The sequence below is a fragment of the Brevundimonas sp. AVps23W genome (genome assembly GCF_058681395.1).
In genome coordinates this window covers 2,754,307-2,776,657 of record NZ_CM178738.1, presented here as the reverse complement: position 1 = coordinate 2,776,657, position 22,351 = coordinate 2,754,307, and the positions used below count along the sequence as shown (strand labels likewise).

Below are 22,351 nucleotides of genomic sequence, written 5' to 3'. Positions count from 1 at the left end.
GCGCGTTTCGGAATCGTTCGGGCAGTCAATCTCGTTCGCGGTCTCCTTAGCTTAAGGCGGCTCCCGATACAAATAAGGCGGAGCCGTAAAGCCGATCGGCGAGGGTGCGACGGAAGTCATGTTGCGTTCAGGCGCGGTCCAGCTATAGACGGCGCTTGCCCCGAGGTTAGCGGGGCGTGCGGAGCTATGCTGGCGACATGACGACCTTCGACGATCGGGAAAAGGCCTTCGAGGCCAAGTTCGCCCTCGATCAGGAGCAGGAATTCAAGGCTATCGCCCGGCGCAACAGGATGTTGGGCCACTGGGCGGCCGAAAAGATGGGCCTGTCAGCCGAAAGCAGCGACCAGTACGCCGCCGCCATCGTGCGCGCCGACATGGAGCAGCCGGGCGACGAGGACGTGTTCCGCAAGGTCGCCGGCGACTTCAAGGCCTCGGGCCTGTCGGTGTCGGAAGGCGAGATCCGCTCCAAGATCGACGAACTGGCCTCCATCGCCCGCGAGCAGATTCGCGCCGGCGAGCCGCGCAGCGAATAATCATCAGAGACATCGGCCTTCGGGCCTGATCGCCAGACGTCGAAAGGGCCGCACCCGGGGGAAAGTGCGGCCCTTTCTTTTTGCCGGGGACGTTGGGGGATGTCTCACCCGGCGTACTGTGCGTGTCGCGCCCCTGAAGAACACGGTGCGGGGGATTTGGTTTCAGCCGGTTCCGACCGGACTGAAATTATTTTTTACGGCATCAGAACCGTGTCGACGACGTGAACCACGCCGTTCGACTGGGCCACGTCGGCCTGGGTGATGGTGGACGTACCGCCCTTGGCGTCGGTGATGACCCAGGTGTTGTTCGGGCCGGCGGCGACCTTCAAGTCTTCGCCCTGAACGGTCTCCAGAGTGGCGGTCCCGCCGTTGGCCTGGGCCTGGCTGGCGATGTCGGCTGCGGTCAGGCGGCCGGCGACGACGTGATAGGTCAGGATCTTGGTCAGGTCGTCCTTCTGGGCCGGTTGCATCAGGGACGTTCGGGTAGACTCGGGAATCTTGTCGAAGGCGGCGTTGTCGGGCGCGAAGACGGTGAAGGGGCCGGGGCCCTGCAACGTCTCGACCAGGTCGGCGGCCTGAACGGCGGCGACCAGGGTGGACAGGTTCGAGGCCTTGGACGCATTGGCGACGATGGTCTCATTCGGGCTCATGGACGCGCCGCCGACCATCGGGTCGGCCGTCATGGGGGCCATGGCTGCGCCGTCCGCCGGCGCCATGGCGGTGGAGTCTGCGGGCGTGGTGGTTTCGTTGTTGTTGCAGGCGCCGAGCGCCATCAACGCCCCGCCGGATACGGCGACGAGCATGAGCGTGCGAAGATTTGTCATGATGTTTCGTTCCCTGTTGGTCCGCATTGTGGCGGTCACGACAAGGTTACGCCTGGGGTCGCCTAAAGGATGCGTGCGGCGTGACAAGAGGACGCAGCTTGACCATTCAGTCTTCGAAGACGACCGTCTTTGTGCCGTGCAGCAAAACGCGGTCTTCAAGATGTCTTCTGACAGCACGGGCCAAAACACGGCGCTCGATATCACGACCTTTACGGATCAAATCTTCCGGGGTGTCGCGGTGGCTGATCCGTTCGACGTCCTGTTCGATGATCGGGCCTTCATCCAGGTCGGGCGTGACATAGTGGGCGGTGGCGCCGATCACCTTCACCCCGCGCGCATGGGCCTGGTGATAGGGGCGGGCGCCCTTGAAGCCCGGCAGGAAGGAGTGGTGGATGTTGATGCAACGCCCCGCCAGTCGCCCGCTGAGATCGTCGGACAGGATCTGCATATAGCGCGCCAGGACGACCAGTTCCGTGCCGGTCTCCTCGATCAGGCGCAGCAGTTCCGCCTCCTGCGCCGGCTTGTCGGCGGCGCTGACGGGCAGATGATGGAAGGGCAGCTCGCCCAGATCGACATGGCCGATCATTTCGCGGGGGTGGTTGGAGACGACGGCCGTCACCTCCATCGGCAGTTCGTCGATCCGCCAGCGGTACAGCAGGTCCGCCAGGCAATGGTCGAAGCGCGAGGTCAGGATCATCACCTTGCGCGGCTCAGGGCCTCGCAGGGTCCAGTCCATAGCGAAGCGCTCTGCGAGAGGTGCGAAGGCGGCGTGGATCGCCTCATAGGCGTCGCCCTCGCGCGGTTCGAACACCACGCGCATGAAGAAGGTGGCGCTGGAGGCGTCGCCGAACTGTTGAGCGTCCGAGATATTGGCGTCCCGCTCCAGCAGGAAGGCGGAAACGGCCGCGACGATGCCGTGGCGGTCGGGGCAGGAAAGGGTCAGGATCATCAGGCGGCAGGCTTATCCGGGAGAAAGTTCCCCAGTATGGCCCAGCTCTCCGCCTTTGCCGACAAGGATATTGCATGGGCGGGGCTGGAGGACGGCAGAACGACCAAAGCGACGCCGTCTAGGTCGGCGAGGATCCGTCTTCCCAGCTTGGCCGCCAGGCCGCCGTTGAAGGCCACGGCGCGCAGTTGCGGCAGGCTTTCGATCAGCCCGCGCAGGTCGGCGGCTTCGGGCGACCGGATCGCCGCGTCCAGACTGCCGGATCGCTGTGCCGAGGCGATCACGTCCCACAGACCGACGCCGCGCGCCTTCAACCGGTCCAGGCGGTCGGGGTAGGGCAGGGTGGTCAGGGGCTCGTCCAGCACGCCGCCGATCAACGGCCAGAAGCCGTTGCGCGGGTGGGCGTAGTATTGGGCCGCCTTTAGCGAGGCGTCGCCGGGCAGGCTGCCGAGGATCAGCAGGCGGGTGTCCGCATCGACGACGGGGGGGAAGGCGTGCCTCCGATCATTGACTTGCGTCACTTGACCGGCGGGTCGTCGCGCAGCCATCCGGTGATGGAACGACGCTTGCCGTTTGCATAGGCCGCGACCGGGGCGACGGAATGCTGGCGCGGCGTCTTGAATACCGTCCAGACGTTGAAACCCGGCTTGAACCCGCGTTCGATATCGCCATTCGCATCGTGGAACAGCAGTTGCCCGCCCCAGTCGGGCCGCCAGTCGCGCGACAGGCCTAGCGTATAGGCTGCGCGCCGTTCGCCGACGCCTGTGTCGTCATGCTGGGTTAGGAAGTCTCCGGGCCGGAACCAAGTCGCCTGGGCATCGATTTTGGTCACGCCCGCTTCGCCCGTCACCGCTTTGGCGAAACTCGTGAAGGGGATGTCATTGAAGAACTGCAGCAGGACATGGGTCGCATGACCCTCGTCCTTGCCGGTCAGCAGGGCTGTGATGATCGGATAGGCCAGATAGATGAAGGAGAATCCGTCGCGCCCTTCCGCAAGTGCGTTCTGAACCTTAGCGCCGACACCCTCGCGCCCCAGGTTCTGCATCTCCTGGGACGACAGGAGTTTGCCACCCTCCGGCGTCTTAAGCGATAAATGCCAGTCGGTGTCATGCTCCAGCGCCAACTCCAGCCATTCGGCGCTGGCCTCGTCGAGCAGGTCGGGCACCTGCACCATGCCGTCGCGCGCATAGGCCGCCGCATAGTCGCGGGGATCGAGCCGGGGGTTGAGCCGGATCGTGCGCTCGGTCATGGGCCTCAGTCTCCGAACACCCGCTTGAACACCACGTCCACATTCTTGGTGTGATAGCCGAGGTCGAACAGGGCTTCGAGCTGTTCGTGGGGCAGGGTGACGCGTTCGTCCGCCTTCAGGAAGTCCAGGAAGGCGCCTTCGCCGCGCCAGACCTTCATGGCGTTCTCCTGCACGGCGGCATAGGCCGCCTCGCGCGAGATGCCGGCCTGAGTCAGGGCCAGCATGACCCGTTGCGAATGCACCAGACCGCCCAGGCGGTCGATGTTGGCCTGCATGTTCTCGGGATAGACGTTCAGCCGCTCGATCACATTGGCCAGGCGCTGGAGGGCGAAGTCCAGGTGGATGGTGGCGTCGGGGCCGATGCCGCGCTCGACCGACGAATGGCTGATGTCCCGCTCATGCCACAGGGCGACGTTTTCCATCGCCGGGGTCACGGCCGAACGGACCAGACGGGCCAGGCCGGTCAGGTTCTCGGTCAGGATCGGGTTGCGCTTGTGCGGCATGGCCGACGAGCCCTTCTGGCCCTTGTCGAAGAATTCCTCGGCCTCCAGCACCTCGGTGCGTTGCAGATGGCGGATCTCGATGGCGAGGCGTTCGACCGAGCTGGCGACGACGCCGAGGGCGGCGAAGAAGGCGGCGTGGCGGTCGCGCGGGATGACCTGGGTCGAGACCGGCTCGACCTGAAGCCCCATCTTGTCGGCGACATATTGTTCGACGGCCGGATCGACATTGGCGAAGGTGCCGACGGCGCCGGAGATGGCGCAGGTGGCGATTTCTTCCTTGGCGGCGATCAGGCGACGTTTGGCGCGCTGGAACTCGGCGTGATAGCCGGCCAGCTTCAGGCCGAAGGTCACGGGCTCGGCGTGGATGCCGTGCGAACGCCCGACAGTCGGGGTGTATTTATGCTCCTTGGCCCGGGTCTCCAGCGCGGTCAGGACGCGATCAACGCCGTCGATCAACAGGTCCGAGGAGCGGGCCAGCTGGACCGCGAAACAGGTGTCCAGCACGTCCGACGAGGTCATGCCCTGGTGCAGGAAGCGCGCTTCGTCGCCGACGATCTCGGCCACATGGGTCAGGAAGGCGATGACGTCGTGTTTGGTGGTGCGCTCGATCTCGTCGATGCGGTCGGCGTCGAAGGTCGCGTCCTTACCCTTGGTCCAGATGGCGTCCGCCGCGTCCTGGGGGATGACGCCCAGTTCGGCCATCTTGGTCGCCGCATGGGCCTCGATCTCGAACCAGATCTTGTACTTGGTCTCTTGCGACCAGATGGCGGCGGCGACGGGGCGGGAATAGCGCGTGATCATGGGGCGGTCGTGTCGGTCCGGGGCGGGCGGGAGTCAAGGTTCATGGCGGCGGCGCCTGCAAAAACCCGGGATTCCAGCCGAATGTGGCCGCTCTGGCTCGCGTCAGCCCGACGTCTTGCCGGCGCGCGCCTTGCCGTAGGTGAACTGCAGGCCCAGCAAATAGGCCCAGAAGGCCGCGATCGAGGGCACCTGGATCGCATAGTCAGTCGTGCCGTGGATCAGCAGAACCAGACTGGCGGCGATCAAACCCCGTTGAAGGGTGGCGCTCGTGTCCTGCAACGCGCCGCGCCGGATGGCCGTGCCGATGATCAATGCGATCAGGGCGAACATCGGCAGGGCGCCCAGGACGCCCGCCTCCTCGAGCCACTGGATATAGACATTGTGGGTGGCGCCGATCGTCCGCAAGGCGCCGAAATTCTCGGGCGTCATCTGCTGGGCGTTGATGGCGCTGAAACTGCCCAGGCCATGACCGAACAGGGGGGACTGGAGGAAGGCGTTCCAGTGGACCGAGAATATGACGTTTCGCGTCGCGGAATCGGAGTCCACGCTCTCGAGACGGGTCCAGAGGGTGTCGGCGCCGCCGATGACCAGCGTCGCGACCGCGGCGCCGGCGAGGGTCAGGAGGATCAGCCGGCGGGACGGGATTTCCTTTCGGCTCAGACTTTCCCAAATGAGGAAGGCCGCGACCGCGATGGCGGTGGCCGTCACCCCCATGCGCGAGGCCGTGGACAGGAGGCAGATGGTGAACAGCAGGACGCCGCCTATAGCCGCTGCAAGGGCCAGTGTGCGCTGAGGGCTGCGCCCGAGCCTCAGGTTGCGGACGGCGCGGGCGAGCATGGCCACGCAGAGCACCAGCAGCACCCCATAGACCGTCGCGGCGCTGTTGGCGCTCAGGAAGCCGCCGGACAACCGGCCGCCGTAGTTGAAATGGAGACCCGTCAGGACGTCGCTGAAGCCACCGAGCATGACGATCACGCCGACCGCCGCCCATGCCGCCCCGAGGACGAGAATGACACGAAGCGCCGCCGTAACCCGGCGCCGCCGAACGCCATCGAAACAGCCCAGACCGAAAAGGCTGGCCAGGGCGCAGAGTTTGACGATTTCAATCGTCGTCGAGGATTTGTCCCAGGTGATGGCGCCCGGACCGTTTATGGCCGCCCAAGGGGTTGAGGCTCCGCCGGCCGGCGCCACAAGGGTCCAGATGGCGACAAGGATGACCAGAAGGAACAGGATAGCGGCAAGCTGTCCGGGCCAGATCAGGCTCACCTCGCTTCGGCGCTCGCCGAAGAAGACGGCTGCGGGCAGAAGAAGCGCGATGATCGCCGTGAACCAGAGCGCCGTCGTCGGTTCCGCCGCGCCACCGAAGAGGTGGGCGAAAGTGAACACCAGCACCGGGACGCCCAACAGCACATAATCAGACAGCCCCAAATCGACGGGCTGTCGATTTGGGGCGATGGCGGCAGGGCGACTGCGTCTGCGCCGTCTAGGTTTTCCGGAAGCGCCGTCATCGGACACGACGGCGAGTTCGGCCTTCATCTGTGCGTCGTCTTCCGAGATCAGAACTGGCCAACCAGCGAAACGAACAGACGCGTCACATCATAGCTGGGGCCGGCCAGAGCGCCGTCCGAGCTTTGGTCGAGGTAAGAGACCGTGGTGGTGACGCCGTAATAGCGGTTGATCAGATAGGTGGCGGCCAGCGACGTGGTGACGCGCTGGTCGTCGCGATCCACGGCATTGTAAGCGTCTTCGCTGTAGTTGAGCTGGCCGCTGACGATCACGTTGCGCATCAGCTCATGATCGATCTTGCCGCCGACCTGCGAACTCAGATAGCCGGCAGACCCGATGATGCCTGCGTCCTGAATGGTGCGCGAGGCCGAGGCCGTGATCGTGGTCAGTTCGGTGGGGAACCACTCGATCTGGGCGCGACCGCCGAAGCCGTCGATGTCCGAATAGGCGGCGTCGTCAAAGCTCTGGCTGATATAGCCGGCTGCGATTTCACCGCGGCTGACGGCGCCGAGTTCGAAGTTGACGCCGACGAGGGCTTCATAACCCGACGAATCGCGCGCCGGCGTCGCGATGGTGCCTGCGCTGTCGTAATCCCGTTCGTTTCCGGTGATTTGCCCGAAAACAGCCGTGGCGGGGCTGATGGCGTAATCCACTCGACCCGCCAGCGAGAAGGCGGTGCGGTCGCGGGCGCTCTGATCGATCAGATTTCCGGCCGTTGTCCGGCCATCCTCATAGTCAAACGAGTTCACATCGGCGCGGGCTGAAGCGCGAATGCGACCCTTCGCCCGTACGGCGCTGAGGTAAGCCGAGGCTTGATCATATTCGATCGGGCTGACCGAAGACTGGGCCGTGTTGGTGGAGGTCCGGGGTTCCGTCAGGTGCCCGTACTGAGCGCCGGCGCTGATCGAGGAGCCGCGCACGACGTCAAGACGGCCATTGGCGCCGACGGTCCAGTCTGTGGTGTCTTCGCTGTCGAAATCGACATGCTTACTGATCACGCTGTTGGCGAAAGCTTGCAGGGCGTGCCGCGACCAGTCGGATTCAATCGAGACTTCCGGTTGAATGCGGAAGACGACGTCGTCCTGCTCATCCGTGCCTGAGGCGAAGATGTTGTCGTTGTATTCCGCATCGACCTGGACCTTCGGGAAGATCGTGAACGCCCCCGAAGCAATCCCAAGCGCTTCATACTCGGGCTTGGCGCGTTCGCGAACTCCGACCCCGCGATCACGGGCGAACATGTCCACGGATTGGGACTGTGCGGACGAAACCGACTGGGCCGATGCGTCAGAGGCGACGGCGGCGAAGCCGAAGGCCATGATCGAGGCTGCGCTCACGCGCAGGAGATTAGTGCTGCTCTTAAAGCGCATGGTCTTTAGGTCCTTGAGACGCCAAACCGGGGAGGATCGGCTTTAAGTCGAAATCAGACGACTAGGCGGCCGAGCTATAGTCGGGACCGCCGCCGCCGGCGCCCGAAGACGGAGGCGCGCCGATGGGCTGAGAGCCGGTCTGACCGCCGGTGGCAGCCGGACTGTCCTGAAGTTCCGAGCGTACGCGCGCCAGCAGTTGCTCAATCGCCAAGGCTCCCGGCGACGGCAGGGTTCCGGCAGCGCGCAGCTCAGCCCAGGCAGCTTCCAGGGAGGCGACGACCACCTCAGGGGAAGCGCCGCTGGCTACGATGATGCTCTGCAGTTCGCCAATGTAGAACGTCGTGGCTTCGGTATCAGTGCGGCCACCCATAAGTCCCATATTTTGTATGATGGCGGCTTTTAGTTGGGCGGTTAATTGGGCCGAAGATGCTGCGGCAGGAGCGGCGTCTTGGGCGGCTGCGGTCCAGTCGGCTGCGATTACAGGCCCAGTCGCCAAAGCGAGTGCGGCAACGGCTATCGCAGCTTTTCCAAGCTTGAAGTTCTTCATGACTATCCCCTTCGAACATGGGCTGCGTGCAGCCCTTCAGTCGATTGTTGATGAATATAACGTTTATTGACGCGATTTGATACAGGAAAAACGGCGTTATGGTCGGGCGTCGATCAACGCAGTATTGAGCCTTGAAAACGCCGTCCCGAGCTGGGCTTTTTAGGGGGCGTGCGGATCGCAAGTCTTGCGGCCAGACGTCCGGCTGGGTTTGTGATGGTGTTCACTAGGCCGCGTGCATTGTTGTCGTGAGCGGCGAATGATCGGATCTCCGTCATCGCCGCCGCCCGTATTGCGGGCGTAACCAGATTCCAGTTTTCGAAGACGAACAGCACTCGCCAGGGGCTCGCTCCGGGCCCAAGCGGTGAAACGCGATAGGAGGTCTCGATATATCGTAGCCCCTCGGCGTCCAGTTCGCCCAACTGCTGTTGACGAATATAGGCGGCGCGGAGCCAGGCGGTGGCAGTCGCGGGCGCGGCGGCCAGTGTAAGCTCGTTCTCCAGGCTGGCGCGTTCAAGTGTGAGCGGCGTCGGCTTGTCCGTGTCCAAGGCTAGATTGGCCCGCTTCTCATGATGTGCGGCGAGGCCGAACGGAGACGGGATGGCGGGCCAGGTCAGGCTGGCGGCCAAACCCGCCGCCCCGATCGAGGTGATTGCGCTTAAACCCAGGATCGCAGGCGTGAACCAACGACCGTCCGTGCGGGCGGCTTTTTTGGTCTTGGACCTTCTGCGAGACGGCTGTGACATTATGAGACGTTCAAAGTTGCAACATCGGGTTGCGTTGGCTTCTGTATCAAGACTTGCGCCAAACATGCATGCTCTTCGCCAAAAGAGCGAAAAGCGTCTTTGATGCGGCGCGGCGGCGGCTGAGGCTGACCAGAGGGGAGCTGCTGATTCTCAGAGTTGCCCCATCGTATTGTCGTGATCCACCGCCTGCCGCTTCAGCCAGGCGACGAAGGCGGTGGCGCTGGGCGAAGGGGGGCGGTCGCGGGGCTGGACGACGGAATAGGCGAAGCCGACCGCTTCGGAGCCGTCGGGGAAGGGGGCGACCAGGCGGCCGGAGGCGAGGTCGGCTTGGGCCAGGGTGCGTTTGGCCAGGGCGACGCCGCGGCCGGCCATGGCGGCCTCGATCAACAGGCCCGATTGGTTGAAGCGCGAGCCCCGGCGCGGGTCGGGATGGCGCACGCCGCGCGCCTTCAGCCACATGGCCCAGTCGGGGCGGCTGGGGTCGCCGTCGTTGGACATGTCGTGCAGCAGGGTGTGACGCATCAGGTCGGCGGGCGTGCGGATCGGGTGTTCGCCGTCCATCAGAGAGGGAGCACAGACGGGCAGGACGGTTTCGGTCATCAGCCGGTCCACGGTCAGGCCGGGATAGTCGCCGGGGCCATAGCGGACGGCGAGGTCGACCTTGCCCTCGGTCAGGTCGGCCGGCTCCATGTCGGCCGAGATCCACAGCTCGATCTCGGGATGGGCGGCGTGGAAGTCGTCCATGCGCGGCATCAGCCATTTGGAGGCGAAGCCGGGGGCGACGCTGATCGACACCTGTTTCCTGCGCGGCGGTTCGCGCAGCAGGGCCGAGGCGTCCATCAGCCGCTCGAAACCTTCGCGCAGCAGGGGGACGGAGGAGCGGCCCAGGTCGGTCAGTTGCAGGCCGCGCGCCTCGCGCACGAACAGGGGGCCGCCGACGATGTCCTCGAGCAGGCGGATCTGCTGGCTGACGGCGCCCGGCGTCACCGCCAATTCGTCGGCGGCGCGCGAGAAGTTCAGGTGACGCGCGGCGGCCTCGAAGGCGCGAAGGGCGTTGAGCGGGAGCAGGGAACGGGCCATCGCCGTTAGAAATCCTATCAGCGAGCCAAAGGCAATCTGGTTTGCGGGTCTGGACGGGTAAGCCGATGGTTCGCGCTCTGCCGTCCTCCCCTTCTTCCCCTGATGACGGCCCTGAAAGCAAGATGATGCGTGTATTTCTCGCCTCCATTCCGCTCGAGGCCGCCAAGATCGTGATCATAGGCGGCGGTGAGCCCGCCCTGGCCAAGCTGCGACTGTTTCTGAACACGCCGGCGCAACTGCTGTGGTTCGCGCCTGACGGCGCGCCGCCGAAGATGGAAATCCCGCTGAGCGCGCCGGAGCCGGTGCTGCGCAAGCCCGAGTCGGACGACCTGGCGGGCGCGCGTCTGGTCTTCATGGCCTTGGACGACGCGGATGAGCTGACGCGGCTGGGCGCCCTGGCGCGGGCGGCGGGGGCCCAGGTCAATGTGGTGGACAAGCCCCATCTGAGCGACTTCCAGACCCCGGCCCTGATCGACCGGGACGAGGTGGTGATCGGGGTCGCCACCGGCGGATCGGCCCCCATTCTGGCGCGCGACGTGCGCTCTCGGATCGAGGGCGTGCTGCCGGCGGGTCTGGCCAATGTCGCCCGGCTGGCGCGCGAGCTGCGCGACACGGTCAAGACCAATGTGCCGGACTTCATGGCCCGGCGGCGGTTCTGGGAGAAGGCCTTCCGGGGACCAGCGGCCGATCTGGCCGCGGCAGGCCGCACGGCTGAGGCGCGGCGCGAGATGCTGCGGCTGCTGAATTCGGCCGCGCCGGAACAGGGCGTGGTCCATATCGTCGGGGCGGGACCGGGCGATCCGGAACTGCTGACCCTGAAGGCGCTGCGGGTCTTGCAGGACGCCGATGTCATCATCCACGACCGTCTGGTGCCGGATGCGGTGCTGGAGCGGGCGCGGCGCGACGCCAAACGTCTGTACGTCGGCAAGGCGCGTGGCGAACATTCGGTGCCCCAGGACCAGATCGAGGCCCTGATGATCGAGGAGGCCCGCGCCGGCCACCGGGTCGTGCGGCTGAAGGGCGGCGATCCCTTCATCTTCGGCCGCGGCGGCGAGGAGCTGGAGGCCATGCGGGCGGCTGGGGTTCCGGTCTTTGTGGTGCCGGGCGTGACGGCGGCCCTGGCCTGCGCCGCCTCGGCGGGGATTCCGCTGACCCATCGCGACTACGCCCAGGCGGTGACCTTTGTGACCGCCCAGGCCAAGCCCGGCGGGGGCGACGCCGACTGGGCCAGGCTGGCCGCGCCCAATCATACGCTGGCCATCTATATGGGCGTGGACCGAGCCGAGGAGACGGCGGCCAAGCTGATGGCGGCGGGACGTCTGGGTTCGACCCCGGTCGCCATTGTCGAGAACGGCAGCCGGCCGGACGAGCGGGTGCTGACGGGCCGTCTGGACGGGCTGGGCGCACTGGTGCGGGGCGCCGACCTGAACGGTCCGGCCCTGTTGTTCGTCGGCGAGACGGCGGCGTTTTCCGCGGCCCAGCTGGACGTGCGGGCGGAGGTTGCGGCGTGAAGATCGTCACCGCAAACCGTCTGTCGGATGGCCGCGTCATCTATGCCGGCGTGGACAATCAGCCGGTCGAGGGCATTGGCCAGGCCTCGACCCTGGATGACGCCACGGCCGAGATCGTGCTGGCCGAGGTCGCCGGGCGACCGGACATCTTCGTCAATCCCTATCTGGTCGAGGTTCAGGACCGCACGCCCTCGGGCCGTGACCGGCTGAAGGAGCGGATTCGCTCCGCCGGACCGACCGTCGGCCACAGTGTCGCGGGAGGCGTGGGCTGATGTATCGCTATGACGAGTTCGACCACGCCCTGGTGCGTGAACGGGTCGAGGAATTCTCCGACCAGGTGGCGCGCCGCGCGTCCGGCGCCCTGACCGAGGACGAGTTCAAGCCGTTGCGGCTGATGAACGGGGTCTATCTGCAATTGCACGCCTATATGCTGCGGGTCGCCATTCCCTATGGGACGTTCAACAGCCGGCAGATGCGCCAACTGGCCCATATCGCCCGCACCTATGACAAGGGCTACGGCCATTTCACCACGCGGACGAACATCCAGTACAACTGGCCGGCCCTGACCGACCTGCCGGCGATCCTGAGCGATCTGGCCGAGGTCGAGATGCACGCCATCCAGACCTCGGGCAACTGCATCCGCAACACCACGACCGACGTCTTCGCCGGCGCCGCCGACGACGAGATCGAGGATCCACGCCCCTGGTGCGAGATCATCCGGCAATGGTCGACGATCCACCCGGAGTTCAGCTTCCTGCCGCGCAAGTTCAAGATCGCGGTGATCGGGGCCGAGAAGGATAGGGCGGCGATCCGGACACACGACGTCGGGCTGCAGATCGTGAAGGGCGAGGACGGCGGGACGGCCTTCCGCGTCTTCGTCGGCGGGGGGCAGGGGCGTCTGCCGCATATCGGGCAGGAGATCGCTTCGGCCGTGCCTGCGGCGGACCTGCTGGCCTATCTGACCGCCATCCTGCGGGCGTGGAACCTGCTGGGGCGGCGCGACAATATCCATAAGGCGCGGATCAAGATCCTGGTCGCCTCGGTCGGGCTGGAGGCCTTCCGCGAGGAGGTGGACATGCACTACGCCACCCTGCGCCTGGAAGACCTGCGGATCCCTGAGGACGAGGCCGAGCGGATCAAGGCCTATTTCGCCCCGCCGCCGTTTGAGGACCTGCCCAAGGCCAGCGCCCCGTTCGACCGCGCCCTGCTGGCCGATCCGGACTTTGCCAGGTTTGCGAGGAACAATGTGCGGCGTCACCGCCAGCCGGGCTATGCCTCGGTGGTGGTGTCGCTGAAGCCGGTCGGCGGGGTGCCGGGCGACATCACGGCGGACCAGATGGACGCGGTGGCGGATCTGGCCGAGCGCTATGCCTTCGACGAACTGCGCGCCGCCTATGAGCAGAACCTGGTCCTGCCGCATGTGAAGCTGGACGATGTGCCGGCGCTCTGGCGGGCGCTGCTGGAGGCGGGGCTGGCGACCGCCAACGCCGATCTGGCGACCGACGTCATCGCCTGCCCAGGGCTGGACTATTGCAGCCTGGCCAACGCCCGGTCGATCCCGGTCGCCCAGGCCCTGTCGAAGCGGCTGGCCGACATGGACTATCAGGAGAGGCTGGGGCCGGTCCGCATCAACATGAGCGGGTGCATCAACGCCTGCGGCCACCACCATGTCGGCCACATCGGCGTGCTGGGCGTCGATCGCAAGGGCGAGGAATACTACCAGATCACCGTCGGCGGTTCGCCCGACGAACAGGCGGCCCTGGGCGACATCGTCGGTAAGAGCCTGCCCGCCGATGAGGTCGCGCCAGCGATCCAGCGGACCCTGGACCGCTATCTGCAAATCCGCGCCGAGGGCGAGCGGTTTATCGACACGGTGCGCCGCGTCGGTCCCGACCCCTTCCGCGACGCCATCTATGAGACGCTTGATGCTGCAAACGCTTGAAGGGGTCCAGAAGGGACCGCGGCTGTCGGTCACGACCCCGCTAGAGGAGGTCGAGGCGGCCGCCGCCGCGACCGACGTCCTGGTGCTGGAGTTCGACGCCTTTCGCGACGGGCGCGGCTTCTCGCTGGGGGCGGTGCTGCGCGAGCGGGGCTATGCCGGACGTCTGATCGCGGCGGGTAAGGTTCTGCCGGACCAGGCGCGGCACCTGCGGCGCTCGGGCTTTGACGCGGTCGAACTGGCGCCGGGCGCGGACACGGCGGCCTGGGCGCGGATGGATCAGGCGTTCAGCGGATCCTATCAGCCGGCGGTCGATCCGGCGCCGACCATCTGGCAAAGGCGGCGGGCGGCGTCGAACGACCCTGACCTGCAAGGTCTGGCCGACCGGCTGAACCGCGAGACGGCGGGCAAGGACGCGTCCGCGATCCTGAAGGCGGCCCTGGACCCGGCCCTGGGTCTGCGGGTCGGCGCCATATCTTCGTTCGGGGCGGAATCTGCGGCCCTGCTGCACATCGTCGCCGAGACGGACAGGGACGTGCCGGTGGTCTTCCTGGAGACCGGCCAGCATTTCCTCCAGACCCTGTCCTATCGCACCCAGTTGACCAAGGCCCTGGGCCTGACCGACGTGCGGCTGGTGACGCCCGACGCGGACGAAAAAGCGACCCTGGACGCGCGCGACGACCTGTGGCGGACCAACGCCGACGCCTGCTGCGACCTGAGGAAGGTGCGGCCGCTGGCGCGGGCGACGGTGGGGTTCAATGCCGTCATCACCGGGCGCAAACGCTATCAGGCCGCGACGCGCGCTGCGCTGAAGCCGTTCGAGGTGCTGGACGGGGTGCTGCGGATCAATCCGCTGGCGGACTGGGACGCTGAGGACGTTGAGGCCTGGCTGGAGGCGCACGACCTGCCGCGTCATCCCCTGGTCGGGCAGGGCTATCGCTCCATCGGCTGCTGGCCCTGCACCCGCGCCGTCGAAGACGACGAAGAGGCGCGCGCCGGACGTTGGTCGGGGATGGACAAGGTCGAGTGCGGCATCCACCTAGGCAAGCGTCAGGTCGCGGCCTGATCCCCCTCCCGTTCGATTTCGCCTGAAAGCTGAAACGTGTCCGTCACACCGTCTGTCATCGACCTGATCGGCCATACGCCGCTGGTCCGCCTGAACCGCCTGTCCGACGAGACGGGCTGCGAAATCCTGGGCAAGGCCGAGTTCATGAACCCCGGCGGTTCGATCAAGGACCGCGCCGCCCTGTCCATCGTCCAGGGCGCGCGGGCGTCCGGCGCGCTGAAGCCCGGCGGGACCATCGTCGAGGGCACGGCGGGGAACACCGGCATCGGCCTGGCCCTGGTCGGCGCGGCCCTGGGCCATCCGGTGGTCATCGTCATTCCGCGCACCCAGTCGGAAGAGAAGAAGTCCGCCATCCGTTCGCTGGGCGCGCGCCTGGTCGAGGTGGACGCCGCCCCCTTCTCCAGCCCCAACCATTTCGTCCATTATTCGGGGCGTCTGGCGGACGAGCTGAACGACAGCGAAGAGGCCGGGGCCATCTGGGCCAATCAGTTCGACAACACCGCCAACCGCGACGCCCACTATACGACGACAGCGCCGGAGATCTGGGAGCAGACGGGCGGCAAGATCGACGCCTTCGTCTCGGCCGTGGGGTCGGGCGGCACCATCTCGGGCGTCGCCGCCTATCTGCGTGAGAAGAAGCCCGAGGTGACCATCGCCCTGGCCGACCCTGCCGGCGCGGCCATGTTCAACTGGTTCACCAAGGGCGAGATGAAGGGCGAAGGCTCGTCGATCACCGAGGGGATCGGGGTGGCGCGGATCACCGGCAATCTGGAAGGATTCAAACCAGACCACGCCTATCGGATTGAGGACGCCGAGTTCCTGCCGATCCTGTTCGATCTGGTGAAGCACGAAGGCCTGTCCCTGGGCGGATCGGCCGGGGTCAATATCGCCGGCGCCGTGCGGCTGGCGCGCGAGATCGGGCCGGGCAAGACCATCGTGACCTGCCTGTGCGATCCGGGATCGCGGTATGCGTCGAAGCTGTTCAATCCGGAATTCCTGACGTCGAAGGGACTGCCCGTTCCGGGGTGGGCGTAGACGCCAGAACCCTCTCCCATTGGGAGAGGGCTTGAGCGCACGGCGGCGATAGCCGTCGTTCTGGCGCGAAAGGGCGAGGGCGCGGTGGTGCGAGCTGGCCCACCGCCAGTCCCTCATCCGGCCCTGCGGGCCACCTTCTCCCCACGGGAGAAGGGATTGCGTCAGCGTGTCTTCTCCGCCGCGATCCATGCGTCCATTCGCTGGTCCAGCAACGCCAGCGGCAGCGGGCCTTCGGTCAGCAGGGCGTCGTGGAAGGTGCGGATGTTGAACTTTGGCCCCAGTTCGCGTTCAGCCCGCGCGCGGATTTCGCGCAGGCGGATTTCGCCGATCTTGTAGGCTGTGGCCTGGCCCGGCCAGCCGATGTAGCGCTGAAGCTCGGTCTCGATATTGTGGGGCGCCAGGGCCGAGTTGTCGCGGAAACAGGCGCGGGCCTGTTCCTCGCTCCAGCCCATCCAGTGCAGGCCGGTGTCGGCCACCAGCCGGCAGGCGCGCCACATCTCGTACGACAGACGGCCGAAGCGCTCATACGGCGTGCGATAGAAGCCCATCTCCTCGCCCAGATATTCGGCGTACAGGCCCCAGCCCTCGGTGAAGGCGGTGACGTTGGCCTGACGGCGGAAATAGGGTTGGCCCTCGGCCTCCTGTTGCAGGGCGATCTGGATGTGGTGGCCGGGCACGGCCTCGTGCAGGGTCAGGGCGGGCAGTTCATACAGCGGGCGCTGGTTCAGTTTCGACGTATTGACCACATAATGGCCGGCGACGCCGTTCTGCATCGAGCCGCCGTTGTAGCGGCCGGTGGTGTAGTTTTCCTCGATCTGGGGCGGGACCGGCTGCACGTCATAAGGCAGGCGGGGCAGGGTGGCGAAGAGGGCGGGCAGGCCGCCGTCGGCGCGCTTAGCCATCTCCGACGCCTTCTCGATCAGGGCCTCGCGCGTCGGGGCGTAGAACTGGGGATCGGTGCGCAGGAAGGCCAGGAAGCCGGCGAAGTCGCCGGTCCAGCCAGCGGCCTTCATCTCCACATCCATCCGCGAGCGGATGCGGGCGACCTCTGACAGGCCGATCTGGTGGATCTGGTCCGGCGTCAGGTCCGTGGTGGTGTGGCCGCGCACCAGATAGGCGTACATTGCCTTGCCGCCGGGACGATTGCCGAGGCCCGGTTCGACCGGGGCCTTGGGCAGGTATTCGGTCTCGAGGAAGCTCAGCCAGGCCCGGCGCGCCGGGAGGATGGTCGAGGCGACGGCCGCCGCGGCCTGGGCCGTAAGCCGGTCCCGATCCGCCTGGGAGATCGTCGGGGGCAGGGTGGTCAGGGGCTTCAGCAGGGGCTCGGCGTCGGGCGTGATCGCCACGTCGTTGCGGGCCACGGCCAGGGCGCTTTCGGTGACGGATCGGGCCTGGACCATGCCGGTCGCCAGGCCGCGCCGGGCGTTGTCGGTGGTCTGGGCGTAGAGGCCGCCGAAGCCCTGGATGCGCTGGATATAGGCCTCGGCCTCCGCAACCGAGTTCAGGCGCGTGCTTCCGCCGACGTACAGCGCCCAGGTTCCCGGCCCGCCCTCGCTGTCGAAGGCCAGGCGCGAGGTGTCATAGTCCAGACCCTCGATGCTGCGGTTCAGGGTGTAGAGCAGGAAGGCGTGGTTGATGCCCGCAGCCTGGGAAAGACCTGCCGGGTCTATGGCCTTCAGCCTGTCGACGAAGGCTTGCAGCGGCGCGCGCTGGGCCAGTTCGAACGACCGCGACAGGTCCGGGACGCGCGACATGGCCTCGACGTCGCCTTCGCTGGAGGCGGCCATCGGGTCGATGGATTTCAGATAGGTCTCGTAATCGGCGATCACAGCGTCCAGCGCCCGCTCGGCAGGGTTCGCGGAGACGGCGGTGGCGGGCGTCGCCGGACGCGACTGCGCCCACGCCGCCGCATGGGGCGTGGCGGCGATCACGGCCGCGACGGCTAGATAATGGAACTTCATGACACCCCTCCTGAACAGACCGCGCAGGCAAGCCGAGCGGGAGGGGGGCGTCAAGCCGCGCCGTTCAATCGCAGGCGACGAAGAAGCGTTCGATGTCGCCCAGCGACTGCGGATGGGCCGCATAGGTCCGCCGCGTTTCACCGTCCCAGACGGCGATCCAACCCAGTCGACGGAAGCGCTGGAAGACCGGATCCTTGGTCTTGGCGTCAGCCTGGGCGTAGTGGCCGTCGGTGATGCCGGCGTCTTCGGACACGGCGGCATAGCGTTCGGTGTCGCCGCCGGATTCCAGGTGCAGTTGGCGGGACGGCTTTTCCAGCATGGCGGCGAGGCTGAGCGCGCCCGATCCGGTCGCGCAGCGCAGCTGAAGCTTCACCTCGTCGCTGTTGGCGACCCCATAGGCCAGCCCCGCCTCCTGCGGTTCCAGATTAAGGTGCCAGTCGTAATTCGGCAGGGGCGCGGGGGCGCCGGCGTTCACTGTCGGCCCCGAACCAGGGCCGGGGGTGGCGCAGGCCGCGAGGGCCGACAGGGCCAGCACCGGCGGCAGGATTTTCAACAGGCAGGTGATCTGGCGCATTCGGGTTCCCCTATCCCGCGCAACGATCCGCGAAGCGGCGCAGCTTGGCAAGGTGGACCCGATCCACCTTGACCGTGAGCGTCCGGTCGCCGGCCATGACGGACATGTCGCCCGACCCGACGAAGGCCGCGAACAGGGGGTGATCGGTGCGCAGGGTGATCTCCACCCGACCGCCCCGGCCGACGCGGGCCTCGCTCGTCGTTGTCACGGCGCCCGAGGTCAGGCGGGCGAAGCCGGGCGGGGCTGGGGACCGCCTGCCGCCAGGCTCATAGACGGCGACGTCCACAACGCTGGACCCCGGCGCACATTCGAGCGTGGCCTTCAGATCCGGCGTGTCGGGCAGTTCGTTGGCCAAGACGATAGGACCCTCGCCCTCGTACAGCGTCCAGGTCCAGGCGGAAGGCGAGGTCGTTTGCGGCGCGTGCGCTTGCAGGCTGAGCGCCAGCACAGCCGATAGGATGAAGCTCATCGATCAGCCCCCGCTGACGGTCCGGCGCAAAACAGCGCCCCCACCCATTTCGTCAAGCGCGTGACGATCCGCAATAGGTAAGAAACCCTGCAATCATCCGGCGTTCGTCGGCGCTTGCGCGCAGGGCGAAGGTTCCGGCCTCGCCTTGAACGCGCAGAACGCCGTCGGACGCGAGGCCGGTCAGGCTGGCGTCATGGAGGGCCAGGCGGGTCTCGATCGCGTCTCCGCCGCTGACAGGATCAATCGGAGCAGGCCCGTGCGAGGTCGGGATCAGGCGTGGGGTGTCAGGCTGGACGTCGCCATAGACCACGGCGGTTGAATCCCCCGGCGAGCAGGTGACCATCAGGGCCAGCTGGTCGGAGTTCTTCAGGCCATAGGCCAGCTTCGCCATCGCGCCCTCGTGGCTGAGATGCCAGCCCATGGCGGAGGCCTGAATCGGGGCTGGTGCGGACGCAGGCTCCACAGCAAAAGACCCGACCGATTCCGTGCTGGCGGCGAAGGCGACCAGGGCGACGGCGGCGGCGGCAGGGATCAGAAGCTTGAACATGTCATTACTCGCGTATGACGAGCAAACGCGGGTACGTATTAAGAGTTCATGGCTCAGCTTTAATGAATCCCCGTCCGTGGCGCCGCAGCATCACCGACGAGCAGTCAGAACGGGCTGAAGCGCTCCACCAGGCTCTGGGCCGCCGGAGTGGCCTGCATCCGGCTGATGTCGCCGCGACCGCCGTAGGAGATGCGGGCTTCGGCGATCTGGGTGTGGTTGATGGCGTTGGCCGAGGAAATGTCCTCCGGCCGCACGATGCCGGCGACGGTCAGCTCGCGGACCTCGCGGTTGGTGCGCACTTCTTGCCGACCCTGGATGACCATATTGCCGTTGGCCAGGACCTCGGTCACCACGGCGGCGACGGTCAGGGAGACTTTTTCGGAGCGGGACACGGAGCCCGAGCCCGATGCGTTGCTCTCTCCTTCCATCCCCACCATGTTGGCCGCGTCGAAACCGCCGGGGAAGACGCGGCCGAGGCTGCTTTCCAGGCCGAACAGGTTGGAGACCCCGGCGGACGAGTCGTTCGACCGCGCCCGTGTGGTCGAGTTCTGGGTCTGGGCGCTGTCGTCTATGTCGATATTGACCGTCAGAATGTCGCCCACGCGCCGGGCGCGCTGATCGCCGAAGAAGGTGCGAGCCCCGACACGCCACAGGCTGTTGGCGCTGGCGGGCGTGGCTTCGGTCCGCATTCCGGGGCCGGCCATATAGGCCTGCTGAGCCGGCACCAGGGCGGCCGGATAGCCGATGGGCGCCAGTTGCGGGCCGCGGACGGTCTCGACGGCGGTGGAACAGGCGCCGAGCGAGGCGGCGACAGCGGCGACGGTCAGGATGTTGCGCATGACGAGGTTTCCCTAGCGGGCGGCGAGTTGTTGGAAATCGGCGCGGGCCGTCTCGGCGGCGGGGCCGGCGACGGCCTGTCCGGGACCGGAGGCGACCGCGTCGATGATACGGTTGGAGTTGGTGTTCAGCACGGCCACGGGCTCGCCCAGGACGGCGTTTCGCATGGCCTTGCCCATGACGCTGAGGTTCACGCCGCCGACCTGATAGGTGACGCGCACCATGTCGTTGCGGGCGATCACCTGCTGGCCTGCGGCGACAGCGGCGGTCCGCGACGGGGTCTGGTCGGCCGTCGCGGCGCGCGTGGGCTGAACCGGACCGGAGGACTGGCGAACCGCGATGCGCCGCAGACCATTGGGATTATCCCAGTGCAATCCGGCCTGCCGCGCCTGGGCCTGCAACTGGCCGGCTTCCAGAACGACCGAGGGGCCGACACGCTGTGCGACCACCACATTCGCCGCTGCGCCCGCGCCGTCGAAGATGTCGCCCAGGGTGACGCGGCCGTCGTCATCGACCGGGTTCGACTTCAGCGAGACGGCGCCCGCCCAGGCGGCGCCGGAGAAGGCCGCGCCCGAGAGGGCGCCGCCGACGGCGAGGGCGAGGAGGAGGGAGCGTCTGATGAAGATCATGGCTTAGCCCTTAACCTGGGCGGTCACCGACAACATTTCGTCGGCGGTGGAGATCACCTTGGAGTTCATCTCGTAAGCCCGCTGCGCCACGATCAGGGCGCTGACCTCGGAAACGGAATCGACGTTAGAGGATTCGGTGTAGCCGTGCAGGATCTGCCCGAAGCCGGAGTCGCCCGGAGTGCCGACATTGGCGGCGCCCGAGGCGGCGGTCTCAAGCAGCAGGTTGTCGCCGATGGCCTCTAGGCCCGCCTCGTTGAAGAAGGTGGCCAGCTCGATCTGCCCCACCGTGGTCGGGGCGGTCTGGCCGTCTTGGGTCACCTGGACCAGGCCCGACTTGGAGATGGTGACGTCGACTGAGTCTTGCGGAATGGTGATCGCCGGTTCCAGGGCGTAGCCGTCGTCGGTGACGATCTGGCCTTCCTGATTGACCTGCAGATTGCCGGCGCGGGTATAGGCGATCTCGCCCGAGGGCAGGGTGATCTGGAAATAGCCCTGGCCGTCGATGGCCATGTCGTAGTCGTTGCCGGTCTGCGTCGGCGTGCCCTGTTCGGTCACGCGGTATACGGCGCCGGCCTTGACGCCCGCGCCGATCTGGATGCCGGTCGGGACGACGGTGCCCTGGCTGGACGACTGCGCGCCCATCCGCTCGACGTTTTGATACAGCAGGTCCTGGAACTCGGCGCGCTGCATCTTGAAGCCAACCGTATTCATGTTGGCGATGTTGTTGGAGATGACCTCCACGTTCAGCTGTTGGGCGGCCATGCCCGAGGCTGCGGTTCTGAGCGCGCGCATTGTTCGGCTCTCCTTTAAGCGGCCTTGCCGAGGCGCTCGACGGCGCGACGGCTAAGGTCGGTGGTGTTTTCGATCATCCGGGTGATGCTTTCGTAAGCGCGGCTGATCTCGATGAGGTTGGTGATTTCGGTCAGGGTGTTGACGTTCGACGCCTCCAGCGACCCCTGGTGGATCTGGGCGTCATTGGCCTCGACCGGCTGGGTGTTGGAGCTGTTGCGGTACAGGCCGTCGCCGCTCTTCTCGAGCACAGCGAGGGTATCGAAGCGGACGACGGACAGGCGACCCGTGATCTGACCGTCCTGGGTGATGGTGCCGTCCGCCCCGACCGACGGCGCGCCCAGCGCCGGGTCGAGCACGATTTCCGCGCCGCCGCCCAGTACGGCCTGACCCTGTTTGGTCGTCAGTCGGCCTTCCGCATCCACAGTGAAGGCCCCGTCGCGGGTGTAGGCCTCGCCGGCCGCGCCGTCGCGGACGGTGAAGAATGCGCCCTCGCCGGCGATGGCGAAGTCGAGGGGGCGGCCGGTTTCGGTCATCGAGCCCTGGCCGAAGTCGCGACCGACGCCGTTGTCCAGCACGAAGCTGGCCGAGGGGCGGATGGAGTCGTTGCGGGCCCGCTGGCCCACTTCGGTGCCGACCATCAGCTGTTCGACCTTGAATCCGGTGGTGTCGGCGTTGGCGACGTTGTTGGCCACGATGTCGAGTTCGCGGCGCAGCGTCATCTGACGGGACAATCCGATATAGGCGGCGTTTTCCACGAGAGGCGTGCTCCTTCGCAAATCCTCCTCGCAACGGTCGTGCCAACAGGGTTAATCGAGGCGGAATGCGGGTTTGCGCCATAAGGGGCGCCCCGTAGCCCGGCAAAATCTGCCGTTTGTAAACGTCGCGTTAACCA

Annotated in this window: 24 protein-coding genes; 6 read left to right on the top strand and 18 right to left on the bottom strand. The window is 66.6% G+C overall.

Annotation, left to right across the window (positions count from 1 at the left end; translation table 11 throughout):
• Window positions 1-197: 197 nt before the first annotated feature.
• Window positions 198-533, top strand: a complete 336-nt coding sequence (locus ACW177_RS13420; protein ID WP_492026188.1) for a DUF1476 domain-containing protein — start codon at window positions 198-200, stop codon at window positions 531-533.
• Window positions 534-727: 194 nt separating this feature from the next.
• On the opposite strand, the gene ACW177_RS13415 is transcribed toward ACW177_RS13420, so the two are convergent.
• The 10 genes from ACW177_RS13415 to gcvA all read right to left on the bottom strand — a co-directional run bounded on the left by ACW177_RS13415 (window position 728) and on the right by gcvA (window position 10,099).
• Window positions 728-1,357: a fasciclin domain-containing protein gene (locus ACW177_RS13415; RefSeq protein ID WP_492026187.1), complete on the bottom strand. Its 630-nt coding sequence runs from the start codon at window positions 1,355-1,357 to the stop codon at window positions 728-730.
• A 106-nt stretch (window positions 1,358-1,463) separates the two neighbouring features.
• Window positions 1,464-2,306, bottom strand: a complete 843-nt coding sequence (purU, locus tag ACW177_RS13410; RefSeq protein WP_492026186.1) for a formyltetrahydrofolate deformylase — start codon at window positions 2,304-2,306, stop codon at window positions 1,464-1,466.
• Entirely contained in the window at window positions 2,306-2,824 is a 519-nt protein-coding gene (locus ACW177_RS13405; protein WP_492026185.1) for a DNA-deoxyinosine glycosylase, read from the bottom strand. Before ACW177_RS13405 ends, purU begins: the two co-directional genes overlap by 1 nt.
• On the bottom strand, window positions 2,821-3,552 hold the full coding sequence (locus ACW177_RS13400) for a 2OG-Fe(II) oxygenase (RefSeq protein WP_492026184.1): 732 nt from the start codon (window positions 3,550-3,552) through the stop codon (window positions 2,821-2,823). The genes ACW177_RS13405 and ACW177_RS13400 overlap by 4 nt, the downstream gene beginning before the upstream one ends.
• Window positions 3,553-3,557: 5 nt before the next feature.
• Window positions 3,558-4,856: an adenylosuccinate lyase gene (gene purB, locus ACW177_RS13395; RefSeq protein ID WP_492026183.1), complete on the bottom strand. Its 1,299-nt coding sequence runs from the start codon at window positions 4,854-4,856 to the stop codon at window positions 3,558-3,560.
• Window positions 4,857-4,958: 102 nt separating this feature from the next.
• Complete coding sequence (locus ACW177_RS13390; protein ID WP_492026182.1) at window positions 4,959-6,284, bottom strand: O-antigen ligase family protein; 1,326 nt, start codon at window positions 6,282-6,284, stop codon at window positions 4,959-4,961.
• 128 nt (window positions 6,285-6,412) lie between these two features.
• Window positions 6,413-7,729, bottom strand: coding sequence for an outer membrane beta-barrel protein (locus ACW177_RS13385; protein WP_492026181.1), 1,317 nt, complete (start codon window positions 7,727-7,729; stop codon window positions 6,413-6,415).
• 61 nt (window positions 7,730-7,790) lie between these two features.
• On the bottom strand, window positions 7,791-8,276 hold the full coding sequence (locus ACW177_RS13380) for a hypothetical protein (protein WP_492026180.1): 486 nt from the start codon (window positions 8,274-8,276) through the stop codon (window positions 7,791-7,793).
• Between the two features lie 113 nt (window positions 8,277-8,389).
• On the bottom strand, window positions 8,390-8,902 hold the full coding sequence (locus ACW177_RS13375) for a hypothetical protein (protein ID WP_492026179.1): 513 nt from the start codon (window positions 8,900-8,902) through the stop codon (window positions 8,390-8,392).
• 267 nt (window positions 8,903-9,169) lie between these two features.
• Complete coding sequence (gene gcvA, locus ACW177_RS13370) at window positions 9,170-10,099, bottom strand: transcriptional regulator GcvA (protein WP_492026178.1); 930 nt, start codon at window positions 10,097-10,099, stop codon at window positions 9,170-9,172.
• A gap of 122 nt (window positions 10,100-10,221) precedes the next feature.
• On the opposite strand from gcvA, the gene cysG reads away from it, so the two are divergent.
• From cysG to ACW177_RS13345, 5 genes are read left to right on the top strand one after another with little or no spacing between them, the layout of a single operon-like run.
• Window positions 10,222-11,610: a siroheme synthase CysG gene (gene cysG, locus ACW177_RS13365; protein WP_492026177.1), complete on the top strand. Its 1,389-nt coding sequence runs from the start codon at window positions 10,222-10,224 to the stop codon at window positions 11,608-11,610.
• Window positions 11,607-11,882, top strand: coding sequence for a DUF2849 domain-containing protein (locus ACW177_RS13360; protein ID WP_267514137.1), 276 nt, complete (start codon window positions 11,607-11,609; stop codon window positions 11,880-11,882). The genes cysG and ACW177_RS13360 overlap by 4 nt, the downstream gene beginning before the upstream one ends.
• Window positions 11,882-13,552 (top strand): nitrite/sulfite reductase, encoded by a 1,671-nt coding sequence (locus ACW177_RS13355; protein WP_492026176.1) that lies wholly within the window; start codon window positions 11,882-11,884, stop codon window positions 13,550-13,552. Before ACW177_RS13360 ends, ACW177_RS13355 begins: the two co-directional genes overlap by 1 nt.
• On the top strand, window positions 13,536-14,615 hold the full coding sequence (locus tag ACW177_RS13350; RefSeq protein ID WP_492026175.1) for a phosphoadenylyl-sulfate reductase: 1,080 nt from the start codon (window positions 13,536-13,538) through the stop codon (window positions 14,613-14,615). The genes ACW177_RS13355 and ACW177_RS13350 overlap by 17 nt, the downstream gene beginning before the upstream one ends.
• A 36-nt stretch (window positions 14,616-14,651) precedes the next feature.
• Entirely contained in the window at window positions 14,652-15,650 is a 999-nt protein-coding gene (locus tag ACW177_RS13345) for a cysteine synthase A (RefSeq protein WP_492026174.1), read from the top strand.
• A gap of 161 nt (window positions 15,651-15,811) precedes the next feature.
• Here the strand turns inward: ACW177_RS13345 and ACW177_RS13340 are convergent, their stop codons facing one another.
• The 8 genes from ACW177_RS13340 to flgF form a co-directional block, all read right to left on the bottom strand.
• The gene (locus ACW177_RS13340; protein WP_492026173.1) at window positions 15,812-17,611 is read right to left on the bottom strand and encodes a DUF885 domain-containing protein; all 1,800 of its coding nucleotides are present in this window, start codon (window positions 17,609-17,611) and stop codon (window positions 15,812-15,814) included.
• Between the two features lie 64 nt (window positions 17,612-17,675).
• A complete protein-coding gene (locus tag ACW177_RS13335) occupies window positions 17,676-18,185 on the bottom strand; it encodes a hypothetical protein (RefSeq protein ID WP_492026172.1) in 510 nt (169 codons plus the stop codon).
• Between the two features lie 10 nt (window positions 18,186-18,195).
• A complete protein-coding gene (locus tag ACW177_RS13330; RefSeq protein ID WP_492026171.1) occupies window positions 18,196-18,654 on the bottom strand; it encodes a hypothetical protein in 459 nt (152 codons plus the stop codon).
• Window positions 18,655-18,706: 52 nt separating this feature from the next.
• Window positions 18,707-19,201, bottom strand: coding sequence for a hypothetical protein (locus ACW177_RS13325; RefSeq protein ID WP_492026170.1), 495 nt, complete (start codon window positions 19,199-19,201; stop codon window positions 18,707-18,709).
• Window positions 19,202-19,305: 104 nt separating this feature from the next.
• Window positions 19,306-20,040 carry a flagellar basal body L-ring protein FlgH gene (gene flgH / locus ACW177_RS13320; RefSeq protein ID WP_492026169.1) on the bottom strand — a complete coding sequence of 245 codons (735 nt, stop codon included), beginning with the start codon at window positions 20,038-20,040 and terminating at the stop codon, window positions 19,306-19,308.
• A 12-nt stretch (window positions 20,041-20,052) separates the two neighbouring features.
• The gene (locus ACW177_RS13315) at window positions 20,053-20,667 is read right to left on the bottom strand and encodes a flagella basal body P-ring formation protein FlgA (RefSeq protein ID WP_492026168.1); all 615 of its coding nucleotides are present in this window, start codon (window positions 20,665-20,667) and stop codon (window positions 20,053-20,055) included.
• 3 nt (window positions 20,668-20,670) lie between these two features.
• Window positions 20,671-21,459, bottom strand: coding sequence for a flagellar basal-body rod protein FlgG (flgG, locus tag ACW177_RS13310; RefSeq protein ID WP_492026167.1), 789 nt, complete (start codon window positions 21,457-21,459; stop codon window positions 20,671-20,673).
• A 14-nt stretch (window positions 21,460-21,473) separates the two neighbouring features.
• Window positions 21,474-22,214, bottom strand: coding sequence for a flagellar basal-body rod protein FlgF (gene flgF / locus ACW177_RS13305; protein ID WP_492026166.1), 741 nt, complete (start codon window positions 22,212-22,214; stop codon window positions 21,474-21,476).
• Window positions 22,215-22,351 lie beyond the last annotated feature (137 nt).